Raw genomic sequence first — 23,379 nt, 5'->3', positions numbered from 1 at the left:
GAACCATGAAAGTGATCGTCTGCGGCGCCGGTCAGGTGGGCACCACCCTGGCCCGCCACCTGTCGAGCGAGGAAAACGACGTGGTGGTGATCGACCAGTCGCCGGAGTTGATTCGGCGCCTGGACGATAGCCTGGATGTGCGCGGCATTGTCGGCTACGCCTCGCGCCCCGGCGTGCTGGAGCAGGCGGGCGCGGCCGACGCCGACATGATCATCGCCGCCACCGTGTCGGACGAAGTGAACATGATGGCCTGCATGGTCGGCCACACCCTGTTCCACATCCCGACCAAGATCGCCCGCGTGCGCGACCAGGAATATTCGTCCGAGCGCTGGGCGAAGCTGTTCGGCGAGGAGGGCCTGCCGATCAACGTCATCATCTCGCCCGAGCAGGAGGTGGCACGCGCGATCATGCGCCGCCTGCACGCCCCCGGCGCCATCGAGATGATCGAACTGGCAGACAATGCCGTGCGGTTGATCGGCGTGCGCCTGGGCGAGGACTGCCCGATCATCAACACGCCGCTGCGCCAGCTCACCGCCCTGTTCCCGGATCTGAACATCCAGGCGGTCGGCGTGGTGCGCGAGGGCCGGGGCTTCGTGCCCAGCGACCAGGACCAGCTTTTCCCCCGCGACGAACTGTATTTCGTCGCCGACACGCTGCACGTGCCCCGCGCCATGGCCGCGGTCGGGCTGGAAGAGCCGGAAAGCCACCGGGTGCTGATCATCGGCGGCGGCAATATCGGCCAGCGCCTGGCGCGCATCATCGAGGAAGAAGACCGCGATATTTCCGCCCTGCTGATCGAGCTGGATCCGGCCCGCGCCCAGACCGCGGCGCAACGGCTGCCGCGCACCACGGTGCTGAACGGCGACGCCATGGACCCGGACCTGCTGGAGGAGGCCAACGCCAAGCGGGCCGACACCATCATCGCGGTGACCGATCACGACGAAACCAACATCCTGTCCGCCCTGCTCGCCAAGCGCTTCGGCACCAACCAGGCCATCGCCTTGGTGACGCGCCCGGCCTATTCGGCGCTGTTGCAGCCGCTCGACATCGACGTGGTCATCAACCCGCGCGCCATCACCGCCTCGATCATCCTGCAGCATGTCCGCCGCGGCCGGGTGCGGGCGGTGCATTCCATCGGCGACCAGTTCGGCGAGATCATCGACATCGAGGCCATGGAATCGTCCGGCATTGTCGGCAAGCCGCTCTCGGACTCGAAGCTGCCGCACGGCGCCATGGTCGGCGCGGTGGTGCGCGAGGGCAAGGTGATCATCCCCCGGCCCGACACCATCATCCGCGCCGGCGACCGCGTCATCCTCTTTGCCGTCGAATCCGTCATCAAGCGCGTCGAGCGCATCTTTGCCGTCAGCATCGAACATTTCTGAAGAGAGTGCCCCATGAGCCGCGTTGCCTATGTCAACGGCCGCTATTGCCCCCATGCCGAAGCCCGGGTCTCGGTCGAGGACCGCGGCTTCCAGTTCGCCGACGGCGTCTATGAGGTGATCGCCATCGACCGGGGCCGGTTCGTGGACGAGCTGCCGCATCTGGACCGCTGGGACCGCTCGCTCGGCGCGCTGCGCCTGCCGCCGGCCATGCCTCGCGCCGCGCTGCGCCGGGTCATGGCCGAGGTGATGCGCCGCAACCGGGTGCGCGAGGGCATCGTCTATCTGCAACTCACCCGCGGCCAGGCCCGCCGCGACGCCCCCTTCCCGCGCCGGGCCACGCCCACCCTGGTCATGACCTGCCGCCGCCAGGGCCTGCCGAGCGAGGCGCAGGTGCAGACCGGAACGGCCGTCCTCAGCGTGCCGGAAATCCGCTGGCAACGCTGCGACGTGAAGTCGGTGGCGCTGCTGCCGAACGTGCTGGCCAAGCAGAAGGCGCGCGAACACGGCGCATTCGAGGCCTGGTTCACCCGCGAAAGCGACGGCGTCGTCACCGAAGGCGGCTCCACCAACGCCTTCATCGTCGACGGCGAGGGCCGGCTGGTGACACACCCCGCCACCAACGCCATTCTTGGCGGCATCACCCGCGACCGGGTGCTGAGCATCGCGCGGGCGGCGGGCATGACCGTGGAGGAGCGGCCGTTCACCCTCGCCGAGGCCAAGGGCGCGCGCGAGGCGTTCATGACCTCCACCACCACCGGCGTCTACCCCATCGTGCGCATCGACGACGACGCGGTGGCGAACGGCCGGCCCGGCAGCCTCAGCCTGGCCCTGGCCGGGCACTACCGCACCTTCTCCGCCACCGGAGCCATGCCCTCATGACCGGTTCGCTGCCCCGGCCCCGCGCGCTGCTGTTCGACTGGGACGGCACCCTGGTCGACAACTGGGATGCCATCGTCTCCGGCATCAACGAGGCGCTGGCCGCCTTCGGCAAGCCGACCTGGAGCCGCCCGGAGGCGATGGATCGCATCAGCGCCTCGCAACGCGACAGCTTTCCCGTGTTGTTCGGCGACGACTGGCAGCGGGCGCGCGACATTTTCTACGCCGGCTTCGAGCGCGACCATCTCGACCTGCTAACCGTCCTGGACGGCGCCGAGGCGCTGCTGGATGCCGCCCGGCCGCTGACCGTCGCGCTGGTCTCCAACAAGAGCGGCCGGCATCTGCGCAAGGAAGCCAGTCATCTGGGCTGGCAACACCGCTTCCACGCCATGGTCGGTGCCACCGATGCCGAGCGCGACAAGCCCGACCCGGCGCCGGTGTATCTGGCGCTGGCCGGGACCGGCATTGCCCCCGGCCCGGACGTCTGGTTCATCGGCGATTCCGCCACCGATCTGAAAACCGCGCGCGCCGCGGGCTGCACTGCGGTAGTGGTGCGGCATGCCGCCGCCAACCCGGCCGTCCTCCCCCCCGGAATGGCGCCCGACATGCTGGCGGATGGGCTTGTGCAAGTGCAACAAAGGCTTGTGCTATCCCTTGGCAGTTCTTAATTTGACCTGGGAATCGTTATCACAAGTCCGACTGGCAATTATCGGAACGATAGCGACTGCCCAATGTTGTCCGTGCCGACTCCACAGTGCAAAAAAGAAAGGGGCAGAGCGATGCCCGGCCAAAAACAACAAAACCTTCAGGACGTGTTCCTGAACTATGTGCGTAAAAACAAGCTGCCGGTAACCGTCTTTCTGATGAATGGCGTAAAGCTGCAGGGCGTGATCACCTGGTTCGACAATTTCTCGATTTTGCTGCGTCGTGATGGCCACTCCCAGTTGGTCTACAAACACGCGATTTCCACCGTCATGCCGTCCCAGCCCGTGATGCTGTGGGATGGCCCCGAGGGTGATGCTGTCGAGGGCGAGGCTGCCGTTTGACCGAACACCGCGACGAACCGCGCTTTCACAACAGCAAACCCGAGCCGGAGCGCGCGCTCGTCGTTCATCCCGATATTGCCGGCCAACCCGCATCGCGGCCTGCTGACGCGGCCCTGACGGAGGCTGTCGGGCTGACCGCGGCGATCGATCTGGACGTCCGTCACGCCATGGTGGCGGGCGTGAAGAAAGTGCGCCCGGCGACCCTGCTGGGCGCCGGCGTGGTCGAGCAGATCGAGACGGTCTGCCGGATGGAGGAAATCGACGTCGTCATCGTCGATTGCCAGCTGACGCCGGCCCAGCAACGCAATCTGGAACGCGCGGTCGATGCCAAGGTGATCGACCGCACCGGCCTGATCCTGGAAATTTTCGGCGCCCGCGCCCGCACGGCCGAAGGCCGGTTGCAGGTGGAACTGGCCCAGCTCACCTATCAGCGCACCCGGCTGGTGCGCTCCTGGACCCACCTGGAGCGGCAGCGTGGCGGCGCCGGTTTCATGGGCGGCCCCGGCGAGCGGCAGATCGAACTCGACCGCCGCCTGATCGACGACCGCATCGTTCGCCTGAAAAAAGACCTGGCCGACGTGCAGCGCACCCGCGGCCTGCACCGCTCCAGCCGCAAGAAGGTGCCCTATCCGGTGGTGGCGCTGGTCGGCTACACCAATGCCGGCAAGTCCACCCTGTTCAACCGCCTGACCCGGGCGGACGTGATGGCCCAGGACATGCTGTTCGCCACGCTCGACCCGACCATGCGCGCGGTGAAGCTGCCGGGCGGGCGCACGGTGATCCTGTCGGACACGGTGGGCTTCATCTCCGACCTGCCGACCCAGCTGGTCGCCGCCTTCCGCGCGACCCTGGAAGAGGTGACCGAGGCCGACCTGCTGTTGCACGTCCGCGATGCCGCCGACCCGGATTCCGCGGCGCAGAAGCGCGACGTGGAGCAGGTGCTGGCGGAACTCGGCCTTTCCGGCGACGACGCCAAGCCGATGATCGAGGTGCTGAACAAGGCCGACCTGATCCCGCCCGAAGACCTGGCGCTGCTGCGCGAGCGCGTCGACGGCCAGGCCTGGGTGCTGGCCTCGGCCCTGACCGGCGACGGTTGCGACGATCTGATGCGCGCCATCGACCGTGCGCTGGCCGCCCAGCGCACGGTGGTCGAACTCGACGTGGCGCACGCCGACGGCAAGACGCTGGCCTGGCTCTATCGCCGCGGCCAGGTGCTGGCGCGCGAGGACCGCGAGGCCGGCGCCCATCTGACCGTCGCCCTGGACCCGGCCGACCTGGCAAGGTTAGAACGGGGCCTCGAAGCACAATAGAGTCCGCTGTCATGATCCCCGATCCCGATCGCGTCGCCCAGGTCATCCGCGAGATCGCGGCGCGCGAACTGGTGCCGAAATTCATCACCCTCACCGCCGACGAGATCGGCGAGAAGACGCCCGGCGACTTCGTCACCGCGGTCGACTTGGCCATGGAGGCGGCGCTGGCCAAGGCGCTGGTGCAGCTCCTGCCCGGCTCGCTGGTGGTGGGCGAGGAGGCGGTGCACGACGACCGCGGCCTGCTCGCCGTGCTGGAAGGCGACGAGCCGGTCTGGGTGATCGACCCGCTGGACGGCACCGGCAATTTCGCCCAGGGCCTGCCCATCGTCGCCGTGATCGTGGCGCTGGTGATCAAGGGCGAGACCGTGGCCGGCTGGATCTACGACCCGCTCTCCGACCGCATGGCGATGGCCACCCACGGCGCCGGCGCCTATCTCGGCGACCGCCGCCTGAAAGTGGCGCGCCCGGCGGAGGACCGCTCGCTGAACGGCTCGATCTACGGCCGCTTCGTGCGCCAGTCCGAGCCCTACCGCCGCATCTGGGGCCAGGGTCGCGGCCGGCTCGGCAATGTGTTCAACGCCCGCTGCGTCGGCCAGGAATATCTGGCCCGCCTGAAGGGGCGCATGCATTTCGGCGTCTACACCCGGCTGAACCCCTGGGACCACGCCGCCGGCGTGCTGATGCACCAGGAGGCGGGCGGTGTGGCCCGCATGGGTGACGGCTCGCCTTACCGCCCCGCGGAAAGAGGGCATGTCTGCCTGCTGACTCCGGACGAGGACTTGTGGCAAACCATGCAGCAGGAATTGATCCTGCCGGCGCTGGCGGAAGAAGCCCGTCGAACCCAAAAATAGGGAGTTTCCCCATGGCAAACGTCGCTTTCCTCGGCCTGGGCGTGATGGGCTATCCGATGGCGGGCCACCTGGCCACCAAGGGCGGCCACACGGTCACCGTCTACAACCGCACCGCCGCCAAGGCCGCCCAGTGGGTCGCGCAATACGACGGCAAGAGCGCGGCGACGCCGAAGGAAGCCGCGGCCGGCCAGGACATGGTTTTTGCCTGCGTCGGCGCCGACGACGATGTCCGCGCCGTCTGTACCGGCCCGGACGGCGCGTTCCAGGCCATGGGCAAGGACACCGTGTTCGTCGACCACACCACCGCGTCTGCCGAAGTCGCGCGCGAGATGTATGCGGCGGCCAAGGCCATGGGCCTCAACTTCATCGACGGCCCGGTTTCCGGTGGCCAGGCGGGGGCGGAGAACGGCGCGCTCACCGTCATGTGCGGCGGCGACCAGGCGCCGTTCGAGCGCGCCAAGCCGGCCATGGACTGCTATGGCCGCGCCGTCACCCTGCTGGGCGAGGCCGGCAGCGGCCAGCTCACCAAGATGGTGAACCAGATCTGCATTGCCGGCCTGGTGCAGGCGCTGTCGGAAGGCCTGAACTTCGCCGTCAAGGCCGGTCTCGACCCGGACCAGGTGCTGGAGGTAATCGGCAAGGGCGCGGCGCAGTCCTGGCAGATGGACAATCGCGGCCGCACCATGACCCGGGGCGAGTTCGAGTTCGGCTTCGCCGTCGACTGGATGCGCAAGGACCTGGGCATCTGCCTCGCCGAAGCGAACCGCAACAAGGCCCGCCTGCCGGTGACGGCGCTGGTGGACCAGTTCTACGCCACCGTCCAGGCCCGCGGCGGCGGCCGCTACGACACCTCCGCCCTGATCCACCTGCTGATGAACGACTAGGGCGGATTCTTTTCCAGCTGGCTCACCAGCCCCGCTCCCCTGTCCCCGCGGAAGCGGGGACCCATGCCTGAGAGACAAATACAGAGTCCATGTCCTGTGAGAAGCTCTCAGGCATGGGCTCCCGCTTGCGCGGGCGATGGGGCGGGAGAGTGGCTCAACCAGTGCCGAAAATGCGCCAGGGCATTTTCATGCACAATGGAACCACTGTGCGACTCGGATAATTGCCTAAAATCCAATGACTGGAGCAGGTACCGTAAGCCAAGGCGAACGGAAACCGCTCCAGGCGTTTGCCCCCGTCCTTTCGTTTGACCCCGTCCTTTCGGCCCCTCCCCACAATGCGGGAGGGGCCAAGGCGCCTTCACATGATGCCGGCGCCGCCGCAGACGTCGATCACCTGGCCGGTGACATAGGCGCCGGCGTCGCTCGCCAGCATCAGGGCGACGCCGGCCACCTCGTCCGGGATGGCCGAAGCGGCGCAGCGGCACCCGGCTGTTGGTCTCGTCGACCCGCTTCTGGTCGGACCAGAGCGCCTTTGGCGAAGTCGGTCTTGATCACGCCGGGCGCAATGGCGTTGGCGCGGATGCCCTGGGGACCGTAGGCCACCGCCAGATTGCGGGCGATCTGGTGCTCCGCCACCTTGCTCACCGTGTAGAACGCAATCGGGACGTTGCCGCGCAGGCCCGAGACGCTGGCGATGATGACGATGCTGCCGCCGCCCTGCTCGACAATGTGCGGCACGCACATATGGCAGAGCCAGTAGGTCGACTTGATGTTGATCTCGTAGATCTTGTCCATGGCCGAATCCGGCATGTCGATGGCCGGGCCGTAATACGGGTTCACGCCGGCATTCGGCACGCAGATGTCGATGCGGCCCCATTTCTCCTTGGTGGCGTCGACCATGGCCTGCAACCGCGCCTTGTCGCCCACATGGCAGGGAAAGGCCCAGGCCTCGCCGCCGCGGTCGGCATAGTCGCGGTTGATCTCCGCCACCACCTCTTCGCACACATCGGCCTTGCGCGAGGAGACGACGACCTTGGCGCCGTACTGCGCATAGCGGGCGGCAATGGCCTTGCCGATGCCCTTGGTGGACCCGGTGACGATGGCCACCTTGCCGGAAAGGTCGAACAGATCGTTGGCGGACATGGAAGACGGGCTCCTGAAGGAAGGTAGGGGGTCGGTGGCAGGGTTTTAGCCCAGCTTCACGGCCTTACGCCAGCCGCCGGCGCAGCGGCAGCAGCAACAGCACCAGGCCAGCCATGATGGCGGCCAGCAGCAGCAAGGCCGGCTGGAAGGCGCCGGTGGCGTCATAGACCGCCCCAGCGTCAGCGGCCCCAGCACGCCGCCCACCTCGGCAGCGGAGAAAAACAGGCCGGAGGCCGCGCCGGCATAGCGGCTGCCGATCTCGCGGATTTCCACCAGCAACAGCACCATCACCGTCATCATGCTGGAGCGCGCAATGCCCTGGGCGATCAGGCCCACGGTCATGGCCGCGCCCTCGCCGGTCAGCAGCAGCAAGGCGGCCAGCCCCCGCCGCGAACAGGGCGGCCAGGATCGCCAGCCGCCGCTCCGGCACCGCCAGGCGCGGAATCGTCAGCGCGCCGAGTATGCCCACCGCCGTCGGCAGCGCCGCCCAGATGCCGGCCTCCGCCGGGCTCATGCCGCCCTGGCGCAGCAGTTCCGGCAGCCAGTTGTTCAGGCCGTGGTTGAAGAAGAAAATGCCGACGCTCATCACCAGCATCAGCTGTACCGAGGGCAGCGCCAGCAGCCTGGCGAACACGGTCAGTTGCCGCTCCTTCGGCTGGGCCTTCAACTCGCGCTCAATGGCCCGCGCCCTGGGATGCGCCGACAGCGCGAGCCAGAGCAGGCCGCAGCCGAGCGCCACCGCCGCCAGCAGCAACAGCACGCTGCGCCAATCCTGGCCGAACCAGGGCATCAGCACGCTGTTGGTGAGCGAATAGGAGACAATCCCGCCCGTCGCCGGGCCGGTGACATAGACGCCCATGGCAAAGCCGCGCTCCGGCCCCCGGAACCACAGGCTGATCAGCTTCGGCGCCCCGATGGAGACCATGGGCCCGCCAATGCCAAACACGCCGACGGCCAGGAGCAGGGTCCAGAAGTCGACCGCATGGGCCCGCAACACCGCGCTGGTGGCGATGAAAGCCGGCCGAGAGCAGCAGCCCCACCCGCGGCCCCCAGCGGTCGATCACCGTGCCGCAGGGCGCGGCGGTGGCGATATAGACCAGCTGCCAGCCGCCCAGCACCACGCCCATCTGGGCATGGCTGATCTCCAGGTCGCGCACGATGTGCACCACCAGCGGCGCCATGGAAACCGTGGTCAGGCCGAAGCTGAAATAGACCAGCCAGACACCCGCCAGGATCGCCCAGCGATAAGGGTGGGAGGCTCTTCGGCGAGCGGCCCGGCCGCTTGCCGCCCCAGGCACATCACCCTGCCCGGTCACACCACCTTGCCCGGGTTCATCAGCCGCCGGGGTCGAGCACGCCCTTGATGGCCCGCATCAGGTCCATTTCCACCGGGCTTTTCACCTCGGCCAGTTCGTCCCGGCTTCAGCTTGCCGATGCCGTGCTCCGCGCTGATCGAGCCGCCCAGGTCCAGCACGATGGCGTGGACGACGTGGTTCAGTTCCTTCCACTTGGCCAGATAGACCTGCCTGTCCATGTCCACCGGCTGGGTGACGTTGTAGTGGATGTTGCCGTCGCCCGCATGGCCGAAGGCGCAGGGGCGGCAGCCCGGCAGGGCCTTGGCCACCGCCACGTCGGCGCGGGCGATGAATTCCGCCACCTTCGAGACCGGCACGCTCACATCGTGCTTGATCGAGCCGCCTTCCGGGATCTGGCCCTCGACAATGCCTTCGCGGATGCGCCAGAAGTCGCGCGCCTGCTGCTCGCTTTCGGCCAGGGCCGCGTCCAGCACCAGCCCTTCCTCGATGGCCTGGCCCAGCGTCTCCTCGACGCTCTCGCGCAGGCCCGAATGCTCGCGCCCGGCCGAGCAGCGCATCAGCGCATAATGCTCGTACCGTTCGGAGAGCGGGTCGCGCACGCCGTGGACGTGCTTGATGGAAAGGTCGATGCCGAACCGCTCCATGAACTCGAACGCGCCGTCACCTGGTCGCCGGTCGACAGGCGCAGGCGCGACAGCAGTTCGATCACGCCCGGCACGTCGCGCACGGCGGCAATGGCGGTCACCTCCTCGCGCGGCTTCGGGAACAGTTTCAGGCTGGCCGCGGTGATGATGCCCAGCGTCCCCTCCGCACCGATGAACAGGTGCTTCAGGTCATAGCCGGTGTTGTCCTTGCGCAGCAGGCGCAGGCCGTTCCAGATGCGGCCGTCCGGCAGCACCACCTCCAGCCCCAGCACCAGATCGCGGGCATTGCCGTAGCGCAGCGTGTTGATGCCGCCGGCATTGGTGGAGAGATTGCCGCCGATCTGGCACGATCCCTCCGCCCCCAGCGACAGCGGAAACAGCCGGTCGACGTCGCTGGCCGCCTGCTGGATGGTCTGCAACACGCAGCCCGCCTCCACCGTGACGGTGTAGTCGAGCGGGTCGAGCGCGCGGATGCGGTTCATGCGGCCGAGCGACAGCAGCACCTGCTCGCCGCTCGCATCCGGCGAGGCGCCGCCGCAGAGGCCGGTATTGCCGCCCTGCGGCACCAGGGCGATGCCCGCGGCGCGGCATTCGCGCACGATGGCGGCCACCTGTTCGGTGGTCTCCGGCGCAGCAGCAGCGGGGCCGCGCCTTGTAGAGGCCGCGCGGTTCCACCAGCAGCGGCGCGAGAGTGTCCGGATTGTCAGACCAGCCTTTCGGCCCGACAATCGCCTTCAAAGCAGCCAAATCGGTCATAACCCGTCCCATCGGGCGCGAGAGTGCGCAATCGGGGCTACGATAACGCCCGTTCCGCCGGCCGGGTCAAGAGCGGAGCCGCGCACGGCTGCTGTCTGTCTGCCGCAAATCCGGGCAGCGGCGGCGGCTTGACCGCACCCGTCCGCGGGCAGATCCGCCCCTATACTTCGCGGCCGGGTTGTGCCGGCAATCTGCGGAGGAGACCTGAAATGAGTGCAACCGCTATGGTAGCCCCCGAATTGTGGTGGCTGGCCGTCATGGGCCTGATCATGGCCGCCACCTCCCTGCCCTATGTGCTGGACCGGATCGTGGTCCGGGGCCTTTGGGGCGCGCTCGACAACCCGCAACCGCATCCGCTGCCCCAATCCGCCTGGGCCGAGCGGATGAAGGCGGCGCACTACAACAGCGTCGAGAACCTGGTGGTGTTCGCACCGCTGGCGGTCGCCGTGGTGGTGGCCGGCGTCACCGACGCGAACACCCTGCTGGCGGTGCAGGCCTTCGTGATCGCGCGCGCGCGGTCTATATCGTGGTCTACACGCTGGCATCCTCCAGTGCTGCGCACGCTGGCCTTCCTGGTCGGCTGGCTCGCCATCGTCGCCCTGGCGCTGCGGCTGCTGGGCCTGATCTGATCCGATTCCGCCACGAAAAAGGGCCGCCGCCCACCGGCAACGGCCCTTTTCCCTCTGATGCCCGGCCCACGCCTGGGTTTGCCGGGCAAATGCCCTAGTAATATCAGCACCGGCCGGCCCACGACCCGCAGGATATGGCGGGTCACGCCGCCCAGGATCATCTCGCGCAGCCGCGAATGGCTGAACGCGCCCATGACGATCAGATCCGACTCGAATTCCCAGGCGGCGTCGATCAGCGCCTCGCCGGACGAGCGGTCGCCCGGCTCGACCAGACGCACGTCGGCGTTGACGCCATGCCAGGCCAGCGAGGCCGCGAACGCCTTGACCGTGTCGCTTTCGACCAGATCGTCGAGCGCCGACGCGACTTGCACCGCCTCCGCCTGTTTCAGAAACGGCATCGCGGCCTTGGCGGAACGGCTCGCCTCCACCGTGTCGTTCCAGAACAGCGAAACCCGCTTGCCGAAGCTCGGCAGTTCGCGCCGCGGCGAGAACAGCACCGGCCGGCCGGTGTCGTAGATCGCTGCCTCGGCGCCCGGCGACAGGTCGCCATCCTCCAGCGAGGCGCCGGCAGCACCACCAGATCGGCCATCTTGCCGAGCGTCGCCACCAGGGTCGCGCTGTCGCCCACCATGTCCACCAGCCGCGCCGAGGCCTTGGCCTCCGCGCTGGGGGAATCGATCTGCGGCAGGTGCGCTGGCGCACCAGCGGTCGAAAATGCCCTGGCAGCGGGCCGCGAGCGTCTCTTCCTCTTTTCGACCTGGCTTTGCACCATGTCGATCAGGTCGGCGGACAGGCCTTCGCCCACCATCGGCATCACGCTGCGCGGGTCGCGGCGGACATGCAACAAATCGACATGTGCGGGGAACATCTTCACCAACGCGCTGACCGCGGCCAGGTCGACCACGTCGCTCTCGGCCCCTTCCAACATTGTCAAAACTGTGCGGATGGTCATGGGCACAGACTCCTTCGCCATTCTGGATCCCGGTGATCTCGACACCACTGTAGGCCGCCACCCCGGAACCGCGCTGATATAGGTCAACCCAAGCCAATACTACGGCCCGGCTTTGGGCGAAACCCTACACGCATCCGCGGGTGCCCGTGCAGAAAAAATTTCGCTATAGGGTACGGAAAGACGCCACACCCGCCCCCTGACCGGAGGCCCCATGCGCATCGACTGCCGGACCGATCCCACACGCTACAAACACTGGCGTCTGGATGTGGACGGAGAGACCGCCACGCTCTGGCTCGATGTGGCCGAAGACGGCGGCCTGCTGCCCGGCTATGAGCCTGAAACTCAACTCCTACGACCTGGGCGTCGACATCGAACTGGCCGACGCGGTGCAGCGACTGCGCTTCGAACACCCTCGGTCCGGGTCTGCGTGCTGCGCTCGGCCCAAGCCGCAGGTGTTTTCCGCCGGCGCCAACATCCGCATGCTGGCCGGCGCCAGCCATGTCCACAAGGTCAATTTCTGCAAGTTCACCAACGAGACCCGCAACACCATGGAGGACGCCAGCGCCGCGTCCGGCCTGAAATTCCTGGCCGCGGTCGACGGCGCCTGCGCCGGCGGCGCGCTATGAGCTGGCGCTGGCCTGCGACGAGATCCTGCTGGTCGACGACGGCACCTCCGCCGTCGCCCTGCCGGAGGTGCCCTTGCTGGGCGTGCTGCCGGGCACCGGCGGGCTCACCCGCGTCGTCGACAAGCGCCATGTCCGCCGCGACCGCGCCGACGTGTTCGCCGGCATCGAGGAAGGCGTGAAGGGCAAACGCGCCGTCGACTGGCGCCTGGTCGACGCCGTTGCCCCCCGCTCGGGCTTCGATGCGGCGGTGGCGGCCCGTGTCCGGGCGCTGGCCGCCGGCTCGAAACGCCCGCCGGCGCGGCGGGCGTCGCGCTGCCGCCGCTCGCCAAGACCGTCGCCGACGACGGCCTCGCCTACCCGCATCTCTCGGTGGAGATCGACCGCGCCGCCGGCACCGCCCGCCCCTCGTGCTGGCCGGGCCGAGCGGGCCGCCGCCCGCGGACGCCGTCGCCCTGCACGCCGCGGGCGCGGAGACCTGGAGCCTCGCGGCCGCGCGGGCGCTGGACGACGCCATCCTGGAACTGCGCCTGAACGAGCCCACCATCGGCGTCTGGCTGCTGGAGACCCAGGGCGACCCGGCGCAGGTGCTGGCGCACGAGACCGCCCTGGCAGAGGCTGCCGCCGCCGGCGACTGGTTCGCGGCCGAGATCCGCGCCTACTGGAAGCGGGTGTTCAAACGCCTGGACGTGACCTCGCGCTCGCTGGTGGCGCTGATCGGCCCCGGCTCCTGCTTTGCCGGCCTGCTGGCCGAACTCGCGCTCGCCGCCGACCGCAGCTATATGCTGATCGGCGGGCTGGAGGGCGACAACCGGCCGGAGGCGCACCTCACGCTCTCGGCCCCTGAATTTCGGGGAGCCGCTGCCCATGGCCAACGGCCTGTCGCGCCTCGCCACCCGGTTTTTCGGCGACCCGGCCGCGCTGGAGGCGATCGGCGCCGCCGCGGGCGCGCCGCTCGACGCCCGGCAGGCTGAGGCGCTGGGCCTCGTCACCTTCGCCTATGACGACATCGACTGGGAGGACGAGGTCCGCCTCGCCCTGGAGGAGCGCGCCAGCTTCTCACCCGACGCGCTGACCGGCCTGGAGGCCAATCTGCGCTTCCCCGGCCGGAGACCATGGAAACCAAGATCTTCGCCCGCCTCAGCGCCTGGCAGAACTGGATCTTCCAGCGCCCCAACGCCGTCGGCGCGGAGGCGCGCTGAAGCGCTACGGCACCGGCCAGAAACCGGCCTTCGACCGCAACCGCACATAGCCGATACTGCCCCTTCCCCGGACGCGCACAGCGCGATCCGGGGCCTCCCCCTCGGTGGGCGCCTCTCCGCTCATCCCGAACGCCAGGCCCTACGCCGCGCAGGCGGCGGGGTCGGCGCTTCGCCTGCTGGATCAGCCGTTCCAGGCCGTTCAGAAAGCGGGAACGGTCGGCCTTGGAGAACGACCGGCCGCTGCCGCCCGCCGCCAGCAGGGTTGGCGGCACGGATATCCGCCATCAGGTCGCGCATGGCCATGCGGTTGCCGATATTCGCCCGCGTGAACACCTCGCCATTGTGGTTGATCGCCTCTGCGCCCGCATCCAGGCAGCGCAAGGCCACCTGGATATCGCCGGTGACGCAGATGTCGCCCGGTCCGATCCGCTCGGCGATCCATCGGTCGGCGGCGTCCGCCCCTGGTCGACGATCACCGTTTCCACCAGCGGATGCGGGCTCGGGCGCAGGCCGCCATTGGAGACGATCCGCACCTTCAGCCGGTGCCGTTCCGCGACCCTGAGGGCCTCCGCCTTCACCGGGCAGGCATCGGCGTCGATATACAGCATTCCCGGTCCTCAACCGCCCCGGCCGGGCCTCACAGGCCCAGCACCGCCTTGGCGATAATGTTCTTCTGCACCTCGTGGCTGCCGCCGGCGATCGACGCCTGGCACGGGCCTCGAAATAGTCAGGCGCCATGCGGAACAGATAGTCCGGCCCCACCGGCGCCTCGTTCCAGCCGCCGCGGATCGCTTCCGGCACATAGGGCTGGGCGCTGTAGCCGCCGGCCATCATCATCAGTTCGTGGATGCGCTGGAACACGTCGCCGGTGCGCATTTTTCAGCACGCTCGCCTCCGGCCCCACCCGGCTGGTCGGCGCTGGCATTCGCCAACTGGCGCAGCGAGGTGACCGATAGCGTTTCCAGCGCGATTTCCGCCTCGGCGATCAGGTGCCGGAACTCGTCATTCTCCGCCAGCGGCCGGCCGTCCATCTCCTGATCGGCGGCGATCGCCTTCAGCTTCGCCAGATTGCGCTTGTTGATGGAGATGTAGGAGGCGTTCGAACGTTCGTGCCCCAGCAGGTATTTGGCGATGCTCCAGCCCTGGCCCTCTTCGCCGATCCGGTCGGCGACCGGCACGCGCACATTGTCGAAGAATTCCTGGTTGAAACTGTGGCGGCCGTCGAGCGTGATGATCGGGTTGATGGTGATGCCGGGCGTCTTCAGGTCGATCAGCAGGACGGTGATGCCTTCCTGCTTCTTGCCGGTGTTGTCGGTGCGCACCAGGGCGAACATGCGGTCGGCGCAATGGGCATAGCTGGTCCAGATCTTGGTGCCGTTGACCACATAATGGTCGCCGTCCCGCACCGCCGTCGTCTTCAGCGAGGCGAGGTCGGAGCCGCTGCCGGGCTCGGAATAGCCCTGGCACCAGATTTCCTCGCTGGTCAGGATTTTCGGCAGGTATTTCTTGCGCTGTTCCGGCGTACCATAGGCCAGCAGCACCGGGCCGACCATGCGGGTGCCGAAATGGACGGTGCGCGGCGCGCGCGCCATGAACAGCTCTTCCTCGAAAATATACTTCTCCAGCCAGGCTGAAGCCGGGGCCGCCGTCCTTCTGGTCCCAGTTCGGCGCGATCCAGCCGGCGCCGGACAGGATCTTCATCCAGCGCGCATAGTCGTCGCGGCTCAGTTCGATGCCGCGGTCGACCTTGTCCTGATGTCGGCGGGCAGGTTTTCGGCCGTCAGGCGCGGATGTTCGCGCGGAAGGCCTGCTCTTCGGCGGTGAAACGAAGGTCCATGAAACAAAGGCTCCGGGGAAGCGTTGGCGTCCCGGAGCCTAAACTCAACCTCAAAGGCTAATCCAGCCCTTCCGGGACGGCTACTCCAGCAGCGCATTCGGCAGCCAGAGCGCGATGCCGGGAATGCGATCACGAGGGCCAGGCCGATCACCTGCAGGCTGACGAACGGGATGATGCCGGCATAGATATCCTGGATTTTCACCGAACTGGGCGCCACGCCCTTCATATAGAACAGCGCGAAGCTGAACGGTGGCGTCAGGAACGAGGTCTGCAGGTTCGTCGCCACCAGGATGGCGAACCAGTAGATCACGTCGGCCGACCATGGTCGCCGAAATCCATGATGGCCACCACCGGCGCGAACACCGGCAGCACGATCAGGGTGATTTCGATGAAGTCGAAGAAGAAGCCCAGGATGAAAGATCGTCGCCATCAGCACGATCAGAATGCCCCAGGAACCGAAGCCCAGCGCCTCGATGCCCGCGATGATCAGATCCTCACCGCCCAGCGAGCGGAACACGTAGGAAAACGCGGTCGCGCCCATGAAGATGAAGAAGATCATGCCGCAGATGATGGCGGTGCGCTCACCCACTTCCGCATCACCCCGCCCGTCATGCGGCCGTTGAAAATGGTGAGCAGGATGGCACCGAACGCGCCGACGCCGGCCGCCTCGGTCGGAGTGGCCCAGCCGGCGAAGAATCGAGCCCAGCACCAGCACCATCAGGAAGACCGGCGGCACGAAGCCCTTCAGCACCATCTTGCGCATGGAGCCGTGGGATTCGACCAGGGAGTTGTCCTTCACCGGGGCGCCATGCTGGCTGCTTCACCCGGGCGATGATCAGGATATAAACCAGATAGAGCGACGACAGCAGCAGGCCGGGGAAGATCGCGCCGAGGAACAGATTGCCGACAGACAGCGCCAGCAGGTCGGCCATGATCACCAGCATGATCGAGGGCGGGATGAGAATGCCGAGCGTCGCCGAAGCCGCGATGGTGCCGGTCGACAGCGACTTGGCATAGCCGGCGCGCAGCATGGTCGGCAGCGCCATCAGCGTCATCATCACGACCGAGGCACCGATAATGCCGGTGGTCGCCGCCGCTGATCGTGCCCATCAGCGTGACCGACGCCCGGCCAGGCCGCCCGGCACCTTTTTCAGCAACACGTCCAGGATTTCGAGCAGGTCGTTGGCGACGCCCGACCGCTCCAGCATCGTGCCCATGAAAGATGAAGCAGGGGCACCGCCACCAGCACGGATTCTCCACCGCGCCGCCCCAGATGCGGACCGGGATGTTGAAGAACTCCATGACGGAGAACATGTCGTAGAACGAGCCGATGAAGCCGAACAGCAGGCCGATACCGCCGACGACGAACGCAACCGGGATCCCGGAGAACAGGCCGAAGGCCAGCCCAAGGAACATGATCACTGGGAGATAATCTTCCCAATACATGAGCGTGAATTCCTTCCGAGACGCCGGGCTTAATATTTGATTTCGGGGTGGGATCGTTGTCCGCTTGAACATCGCTGTGTTCAAGATCGTCTTCAGCGTATGCCCGGGGCCGTACACGTCCTCATCGTCCAGATGCGGCAGGTGTTCCGCCACGGCGGACGTCAGCATGTTCATCTTGACGTCGTCGCGCAGGTGTTCCGCGCCGAACAGATAGACGATGTGGCGCAGGAAGGTGGTCACGCCGGCCAAAAACACCAAAATCAGGCAGAGCAGCAGGAAGGCCTTGATGATCCAGCGGTGCGTCAGGCCCGTCATCGCCACCGACACCTCGTTCGAGGCGTAGGAGATAGACGAAATCGGCGCAAAGAATGCCGATGACGATGGTGTAGGGAACAGGAACACGCAGAGGCCGATCATTTCGATCCACGCCTGCTTGCGGTCGCTGACCTTTTCGCGCAGCACGTCGACGCGCACATGGGCGTTCATGGTGTAGGAAAAGCCGATGGCCAGCATGAACAGGGCACCATGCAGATGCCATTCCCATTCCTGCAGCTTGGTCGGCGACAGCACCTGGTAGAGCGAGGAGTCCTGGATCGCCTGCTGAATGGCGCCGCCGAACAGTTTCCGGGTCAACACGTCGAACATGATGACCGCGATCAACGGGATCATCAGCCAGGAACCGGCTCGTCCGAAAAATTGCAGATCTTTCGATTCGATCCGCGATGTCGAGCAATTTGCGCATGAACGCTTCCACCCTATCTGGTGTTTCAGCCTCGTAAATCGGGCTGTTGCGAGTGAGGAATGGGGTTTGTGGAAAGGGTCAAAGAGAGACCTCGGGCAGACCCGCCAGGGGCGCCCCGAGGCCAGCAATCAGGCCGGACACGACCGCGATGGCGATGTCCCGGCATGACGGGCACGGCTTATTTCAGATAGCCGTTTTCGCTTCAAAGCTTGTATTCCTCACGGAATTTCGAGAACGAGGCCCAGATCTTCTTCGCGTCATCGTTGTCGCCGATCTCGTTGACGACGACTTCCTTCCAGGCCGCCTCGAGAACTTGTCGAGCGTCTCTTGGGGCCAACGGTGGATGGTGACGCCCTTCGTCTCGAAGAACTTCATCGCCGCGCCCTGGATCGCCTCACCCTCGGCGAAGCCGCGCAGGGTCTGCGCCTGGCAGGCCTGGTCGACCATGACCTTCTGGCCGTCGCTCAACTGGTTGAACTTGTCCATGTTGAAGATCATTTCGCCCAGCGTCGCCGGCTGGTGCCAGCCAGCCGAAATGTAGTTTGTGCTTGGCGATCTGGTAGAAACCGTAGTCCTTGTCGATGGCCGGCATGGAGAATTCGGTCGCGTCGATCGAGGCCCAGTTCCAGCGCCGGATAAATGTCGCCACCGGCCAGCAGCTGGGTGGAGACGCCCGAACTTTTCCATCACCTTGGCGCCCAGGCCGAAGAAGCGCATCTTCAGGCCCTTGAGATCATCCAGGCTCTTGATTTCCTTGCGGAACCAGCCGAGGATTCCGGCGGGATCAGGTTGCAGACAAACATTTTGATGTTGTTGTCGCGGGCGTACATTTCGTCCGCCAGTTGCTGACCGCCGCCATGGCGCATCCACGCCATGTATTCGCCGCCGCGCGGGCCGAACGGCACCGCGGAGAAGAAGGCATAGGCAAAGTTCTTGTTGACGTTATAGCCGGGGTGCCCCATGCGCCGTCGATCGAACCGGTGGAGACCGGATCGTAATATTGCGTGCCCCGGAACCAGCGCGCCCGGCTCGAACACCTTCATCTGGACTTCGCCGTCGGACATTTTTTCGATGGCGTCGGCCACGTTAATGCGGCCCCAGGCCGATGATGACGATGTTCTTGCTGAAGGCCGAGTGGATCTTCATCCGAACGCGCGCATCGGCATTGCTGACCGCAGCGACGGTGGAGACCGCCACCGCCGCAACGGCGACGCTTTTCAAGAGAGAGCTGAGACGCATAATTCCTCCCGTTTAGGAATTTGAGACAGTTAAGCCAACAAGCCGAAACCCTGGGGCGCGGACCAATGCGTCCGACGCAACACTGGTCTGCGTCAGACGCTTGTTTCAAGCATGTTTGTGGCGGAGTCTCAAGCTCTGAATGTCGCGGTCTCTTGAAATCTCCCCTAAAGGCCCAGAACCGCTTGGCGATGATGTTGTGCTGGATCTCGTTCGATCCCGCAAAATTGAATGCTTGCGGTTATTGAAGTAGTGCGCAGCTAAAGCGTTAATATAATCCGCACCGCCAATTGGCTCCTCGTTCCAGCCATGCTCCAGCGCGCCCAGCACGAACGGGTTGGCGTAATAGCCCACCGCCTCCATTTTCAGCTCGCTCAGCCGCTGGATGATCTCCGAGCGGCGGATTTTGATCATCGAGGCTTCCAGGCCCATTTCCGCATCCGCCTTCATCTTCGAGAGCAGGCGCAGCATCTGGACTTCGAGCGTCATCAGCTCGATCTCGACCTCGGACATCTTGCGCGCGAAGTCGGGCTGTTCCGCCAGCGAGCCGCCGGCGCCGTCCGGCTCCTCGTTCGCGATCTGCCGCAGCTGTTCCATGGACTTTTTCAGGCCGCCGAGCGCGCCGCCGCCCATGCGCTCGTGCCCCAGCAGGTATTTGGCGACGCTCCAGCCGTCGTCGATCTCGCCGATGACATTGGCCGCCGGCACGCGCACGTCCGAAAGAACACCTCGTTCACCTCGCGCGTGCCCCTCGATGGTGATCAGCGGCTTCACCTCGACGCCCGGCGTGTTCATGTCGACCAGGATGAAGGTGATGCCTTCCTGGCGCTTGCCGGTGTTCGAGGTGCGGACCAGGCAGAAAATCCAGTCGGCCATGTGCGCGGACGTGGTCCAGATCTTCTGGCCGTTCAGCACGAAATCATCGCCGTCGCGCTCGGCCCGCATTTTCAGGCTGGCGAGGTCAGAGCCCGAGCCCGGTTCCGGAATAGCCCTGGCAGAAGGTGCGCTCGCCCGCGACGATTTTCGGCAGGAAGTCCTTCTTCTGCGCGTCGGTGCCGAAGCGCATCAGCACGGGCCGCACATGGTGATGCCGAACATGATCAGCCGCGCGCACCCGCCAGCGAGGCTTCCTCGTCATAGATGTATTTCTGGTTGACGGTCCAGGCCGGATCGGGGCCGCCCCATTCCGGCGGCCAGTTCGGCGCGACCCAGCGCTTCTCATAGAGCTTGGTGTGCCAGTCCCGGATTTCCTCGCGGCTGACGCCGAAGCCGTTGTGGACCTTGTGGGCGATGGCGGGCGGCAGGTTCTCGCGCATAAACGCGCGCACTTCCTCGCGCCAGGCTTCGTCTTCGGCGGTAAAGGCCATGTCCATCGGGCGGCTCCTTCACGATTGCATCGGGCTGTGGTTTCGGCTCAGTTGTACCGGCGAACACGCCAGAGGAAAAGCCAGATGAACCAGGACCAACTCGTCGCCACCCTGAAGCGGGTGTCCACCGCGACCCTTACCATGCAGTTGCTGAAGCGCGGCATTCGGCAGGTCTGGATGTTCGGCCCGAAACCGCTCTCCGACGGCCAGGAGCGCATTGCCGGCCCGGCCTTCACGCTGCGCTTCATCCCCGGCCGCGAGGATCTGTCAGGGCCGGAGATCCTGAAGCGCACCGACCTGGCCCAGCGCCGCGCCATCGAGGAATGCCCGCCCGGCCACATCCTGGTGGTGGATTGCCTGGGTCTCGCCGACGGTGCGGCCATCGGCGACATCCTGGCGACGCGGATGCAGGTGCGCGGCGTCGCCGGCATGGTCAGCGACGCCTGCGTGCGCGATGCCGACGGCGTCAAGGCCAGCGGCCTGCCGGTCTGGTGCCCGGGCGCGGCCGCGCCGGCGAGCGTCGCCAGCCTTTCGGACGGCGATCTGAACGTGCCCATCGGCTGCGGCGGCGTCGCCGTCATTCCCGGCGACTGGGTGGTCTGCGACAATGACGGCGTCGTGGTCATCCCCAGGCGCTGGTGCAGGAGGTGGCCGAAGGCGGGCTGGAGCAGGAATTGCACGAACAGTTCATCCTGCAACAGGTCAAGGACGGCGCCAAAATCCCCGGCACCTATCCGCCGAACGCGGACAATCTGGCCAAATACCAGGAGTGGAAGGCGAAGACCGGCGGCTGACGGCCGCCGTCCGCCCACCCGCCCCCGCCGTCCCTCTTCGCGCAACCCATCAGGAGCCGCCCCGATGGCGCTACCGGCCTCGCTGCACTCCTGCCTCCGCCTGCCGCTGATCGCGGCGCCGATGTTCCTGGTCTCCGGCCCGGATCTGGTCATTGCCGCCTGCCGGGCCGGCGTCATCGGCTCCTTCCCGACCATCAACTGCCGCACGGTCGCGGAACTGGCCGAATGGCTGGAGCGCATCGACGCCGAACTGGGGCCGGAGCACGCGCCGGTGGCGCCGAACCTGGTGGTGCACCGTTCCAACAGCCGCCTCGCCGACGATCTGGCGCTGATCTGCAAACACAAGCCGGCGCTGGTGATCGCCAGCGTCGGCTCGCCCGCACCGATCATCGACGCGATCCACGGCTATGGCGGGCTGGTGTTCGCCGACATTGCCAGCATGCGCCATGCGGAGAAGGCGATTGCGGCCGGGGCCGACGGCCTGATCCTGCTGACCGCCGGCGCCGGCGGCCAGACCGGCTGGGCCAACCTGTTCGCCTTCGTGCGCGGCGTGCGCCGCCTGTTCGACGGGCCGGTGGTGCTGGCCGGCGGCGTCGGCGACGGCCAGGCCCTGCTGGCGGCCGAGGCGCTGGGCTGCGACCTCGCCTATATGGGCACCCGCTTCATCGCCACGGCCGAGAGCATGGCCAAGGACGCCTACAAGCAGATGCTGGTCGCCTCCGGCCTGGACGACATCAAGCTGACGCGGGCGATGACCGGGTTGGAGACCAACATGCTGATCCCCTCGCTGCTCGCCGCCGGCCTCGACCCGGACAACCTGCCGGAGCGCGGCTCGGTCGCCATCGACAAGGACATCAACCCGAACGCGCCGCGGCGCTGGAAGGACGTCTGGTCCGCCGGCCATTCGGTGCAGATGGTCGACGGCGTGCCGGCGGTCGCCGACCTGGTGGAAACGGTTGCCGCCGAATACGCGGCGGCGCGGCGCAGGTTCGGCGCATGCTGACGGGCCTCCCCCTGCTGCCCACCATGGGCGTCGGCAGCCACGCCGCGCCCGGCTGGCTGTTCAGCTTCCGCGAGGCCATGCGCGCCGGCAAGGCCGGGCCGGCCGACGTGGACGAGGCCTATGGCGACGCCACCCGCACCGCCATCGCCGACCAGATCCAGGCCGGGTTGGACGTGTTCAGCGACGGCGAACTGACGCGGGACCGCTTCGTCTATGCCATGTACGACCGGCTGGAAGGGCTGACCCGCCAGTCGGTGGCGCGCCGCCTGGGCGTGCCGGGCTATGACCGTACCCCCGGCTATGTGGCGGACGAGCGGGTGCGGGCGCCGAACGGCCTGGGATTGGTCGAAGACTATCAGTTTCTCCGCCGCGAGGTGGCGCGGCAGTTGGGCGACGCGGCCGCGGCGACGCGGCTGAAAATGGCGCTGCCGGGGCCGATCACCTTCGTGCGCAGCATCCGCGCCGGCCGGGCCTATGCGGCGGAGGCCGACCCGCAGCACGCCCTGCTCGCCGATCTGGTGGCGCTGATCCGGGCGGAGGTGGCGGCGCTGGTGGCCGCCGGCTGCCCACTGGTACAGTTGGACGAACCGGGCCTCACCTATCCCTTGGACTGGCTGGGCCAGGCCGAGGCGGTGGCGGCAATCAACCGGGTGGGGGAGGCCGCGCCGGACGCCTTTGCCGTGCATGTCTGCTTCGGCAACAATGCCAGCCGCCCCTACACGCCGCGCGACTTCGACCGCTTGCAACCCGCCCTGGAGACGCTCAGCGCCGATTGGCTGGTGCTGGAATTCGCCAACCGCGAGATGGCGGGGCTCGACCTGGTGGCGGCGCTGGCCAACCCGGCGCGGATCGCCGCCGGCGTGGTCGACGTGAAGAGCTTCCATCAGGAAAGCGCGGACGACGTCGCGCGCAGGATCGACCTTGTGCTGGCCGCCGGCATTCCGGCGGAGCGGCTGGCGCTGACCGCCGATTGCGGCCTCTCCGCCATTCCCCGCTGGCTGGGCGTGCGCAAGCTGGAGGCTTTGGCCGCCGGCGCCGCGCTGGTGCGCGGCCGCGCCTGAGGTGGCGCCCCTCGGCGGGAGGGGCGGGCGACGGGCGCCGATACCCGTGCTCCCCGGCCGGAGCGCTTCTGTACCCCGGACGGTGCGGAGTGCCGTTTGATCCCCGGACGGTGCGGAGCCGCTTTGTACCCCGGGCGGTGCGGAGCGCCGGTCCGGGGCCGGTGTCATCCTTCGAACACCGTCCGCGCCGGTGTGCGCACGCGGCAAGCGGTCCCGGCTCGCCGCTCCGCGACGGCCGGGAAACACCGGGTCCGGTATCCACCGGTGGCAAACGGTTCG

11 protein-coding genes and 11 pseudogenes are annotated in these 23,379 nt (G+C 67.2%); 13 read left to right on the top strand and 9 right to left on the bottom strand.

Features of this window, described 5'->3' with window-relative positions; genetic code table 11:
• The first annotated feature begins 5 nt into the window (after positions 1 to 5).
• The 7 genes from trkA to H6844_02475 all read left to right on the top strand — a co-directional run bounded on the left by trkA (position 6) and on the right by H6844_02475 (position 6,349).
• On the top strand, positions 6 to 1,382 hold the full coding sequence (gene trkA / locus H6844_02505; GenBank protein ID MCB9928269.1) for a Trk system potassium transporter TrkA: 1,377 nt from the start codon (positions 6 to 8) through the stop codon (positions 1,380 to 1,382).
• A gap of 12 nt (positions 1,383 to 1,394) precedes the next feature.
• Complete coding sequence (locus H6844_02500) at positions 1,395 to 2,261, top strand: D-amino-acid transaminase (GenBank protein ID MCB9928268.1); 867 nt, start codon at positions 1,395 to 1,397, stop codon at positions 2,259 to 2,261.
• A complete protein-coding gene (locus tag H6844_02495; GenBank protein MCB9928267.1) occupies positions 2,258 to 2,926 on the top strand; it encodes an HAD-IA family hydrolase in 669 nt (222 codons plus the stop codon). The genes H6844_02500 and H6844_02495 overlap by 4 nt, the downstream gene beginning before the upstream one ends.
• A gap of 111 nt (positions 2,927 to 3,037) precedes the next feature.
• The gene (hfq, locus tag H6844_02490; protein MCB9928266.1) at positions 3,038 to 3,304 is read left to right on the top strand and encodes an RNA chaperone Hfq; all 267 of its coding nucleotides are present in this window, start codon (positions 3,038 to 3,040) and stop codon (positions 3,302 to 3,304) included.
• Complete coding sequence (gene hflX, locus H6844_02485) at positions 3,301 to 4,614, top strand: GTPase HflX (GenBank protein MCB9928265.1); 1,314 nt, start codon at positions 3,301 to 3,303, stop codon at positions 4,612 to 4,614. The genes hfq and hflX overlap by 4 nt, the downstream gene beginning before the upstream one ends.
• An 11-nt stretch (positions 4,615 to 4,625) precedes the next feature.
• Positions 4,626 to 5,465 (top strand): inositol monophosphatase, encoded by an 840-nt coding sequence (locus H6844_02480; protein MCB9928264.1) that lies wholly within the window; start codon positions 4,626 to 4,628, stop codon positions 5,463 to 5,465.
• Between the two features lie 11 nt (positions 5,466 to 5,476).
• Positions 5,477 to 6,349, top strand: coding sequence for an NAD(P)-dependent oxidoreductase (locus tag H6844_02475; GenBank protein ID MCB9928263.1), 873 nt, complete (start codon positions 5,477 to 5,479; stop codon positions 6,347 to 6,349).
• 358 nt (positions 6,350 to 6,707) lie between these two features.
• On the opposite strand, the pseudogene H6844_02470 reads toward H6844_02475, so the two are convergent.
• From H6844_02470 to H6844_02460, 3 pseudogenes are all read right to left on the bottom strand, one after another.
• Positions 6,708 to 7,492 (bottom strand): annotated as a pseudogene (locus H6844_02470) (SDR family oxidoreductase).
• Between the two features lie 64 nt (positions 7,493 to 7,556).
• Positions 7,557 to 8,673 (bottom strand): annotated as a pseudogene (locus tag H6844_02465) (MFS transporter).
• Positions 8,674 to 8,804: 131 nt separating this feature from the next.
• Positions 8,805 to 10,208 (bottom strand): annotated as a pseudogene (locus H6844_02460) (FAD-binding oxidoreductase).
• A 209-nt stretch (positions 10,209 to 10,417) separates the two neighbouring features.
• Between H6844_02460 and H6844_02455 the strand changes: the two are divergent.
• The 3 genes and pseudogenes from H6844_02455 (at position 10,418) to H6844_02445 (ending at position 13,664) form a co-directional block, all read left to right on the top strand.
• The gene (locus tag H6844_02455) at positions 10,418 to 10,837 is read left to right on the top strand and encodes an MAPEG family protein (GenBank protein ID MCB9928262.1); all 420 of its coding nucleotides are present in this window, start codon (positions 10,418 to 10,420) and stop codon (positions 10,835 to 10,837) included.
• Between the two features lie 134 nt (positions 10,838 to 10,971).
• Positions 10,972 to 11,871 (top strand): hypothetical protein, encoded by a 900-nt coding sequence (locus H6844_02450; GenBank protein MCB9928261.1) that lies wholly within the window; start codon positions 10,972 to 10,974, stop codon positions 11,869 to 11,871.
• A gap of 129 nt (positions 11,872 to 12,000) precedes the next feature.
• Positions 12,001 to 13,664, top strand: a pseudogene (locus H6844_02445) (benzoyl-CoA-dihydrodiol lyase).
• Between the two features lie 117 nt (positions 13,665 to 13,781).
• Here H6844_02445 and H6844_02440 read toward each other — a convergent pair.
• From H6844_02440 to H6844_02415, 6 pseudogenes are all read right to left on the bottom strand, one after another.
• Positions 13,782 to 14,222, bottom strand: a pseudogene (locus tag H6844_02440) (YaiI/YqxD family protein).
• Positions 14,223 to 14,251: 29 nt separating this feature from the next.
• Positions 14,252 to 15,451, bottom strand: a pseudogene (locus H6844_02435) (acyl-CoA dehydrogenase family protein).
• Positions 15,452 to 15,531: 80 nt separating this feature from the next.
• Positions 15,532 to 16,897: pseudogene (locus tag H6844_02430) on the bottom strand (TRAP transporter large permease subunit).
• A 219-nt stretch (positions 16,898 to 17,116) separates the two neighbouring features.
• Positions 17,117 to 17,566 (bottom strand): annotated as a pseudogene (locus H6844_02425) (TRAP transporter small permease subunit).
• A gap of 275 nt (positions 17,567 to 17,841) precedes the next feature.
• A pseudogene (locus tag H6844_02420) lies at positions 17,842 to 18,878 on the bottom strand (TRAP transporter substrate-binding protein).
• Positions 18,879 to 19,059: 181 nt separating this feature from the next.
• Positions 19,060 to 20,248 (bottom strand): annotated as a pseudogene (locus H6844_02415) (acyl-CoA dehydrogenase family protein).
• Positions 20,249 to 20,326: 78 nt separating this feature from the next.
• Between H6844_02415 and H6844_02410 the strand changes: the two are divergent.
• From H6844_02410 to H6844_02400, 3 genes and pseudogenes are all read left to right on the top strand, one after another.
• Positions 20,327 to 21,036: pseudogene (locus H6844_02410) on the top strand (ribonuclease activity regulator RraA).
• 64 nt (positions 21,037 to 21,100) lie between these two features.
• A complete protein-coding gene (locus H6844_02405; GenBank protein ID MCB9928260.1) occupies positions 21,101 to 22,039 on the top strand; it encodes a nitronate monooxygenase in 939 nt (312 codons plus the stop codon).
• Entirely contained in the window at positions 22,033 to 23,100 is a 1,068-nt protein-coding gene (locus H6844_02400; protein MCB9928259.1) for a cobalamin-independent methionine synthase II family protein, read from the top strand. Before H6844_02405 ends, H6844_02400 begins: the two co-directional genes overlap by 7 nt.
• Positions 23,101 to 23,379 lie beyond the last annotated feature (279 nt).

It is taken from the genome of Alphaproteobacteria bacterium, assembly GCA_020638555.1.
Taxonomy (GTDB): Bacteria; Pseudomonadota; Alphaproteobacteria; order Bin95; family Bin95; genus JACKII01.
The sequence above is the reverse complement of the archived record's forward strand: the minus strand, read 5'-3'. Positions and strand labels throughout refer to the sequence as shown.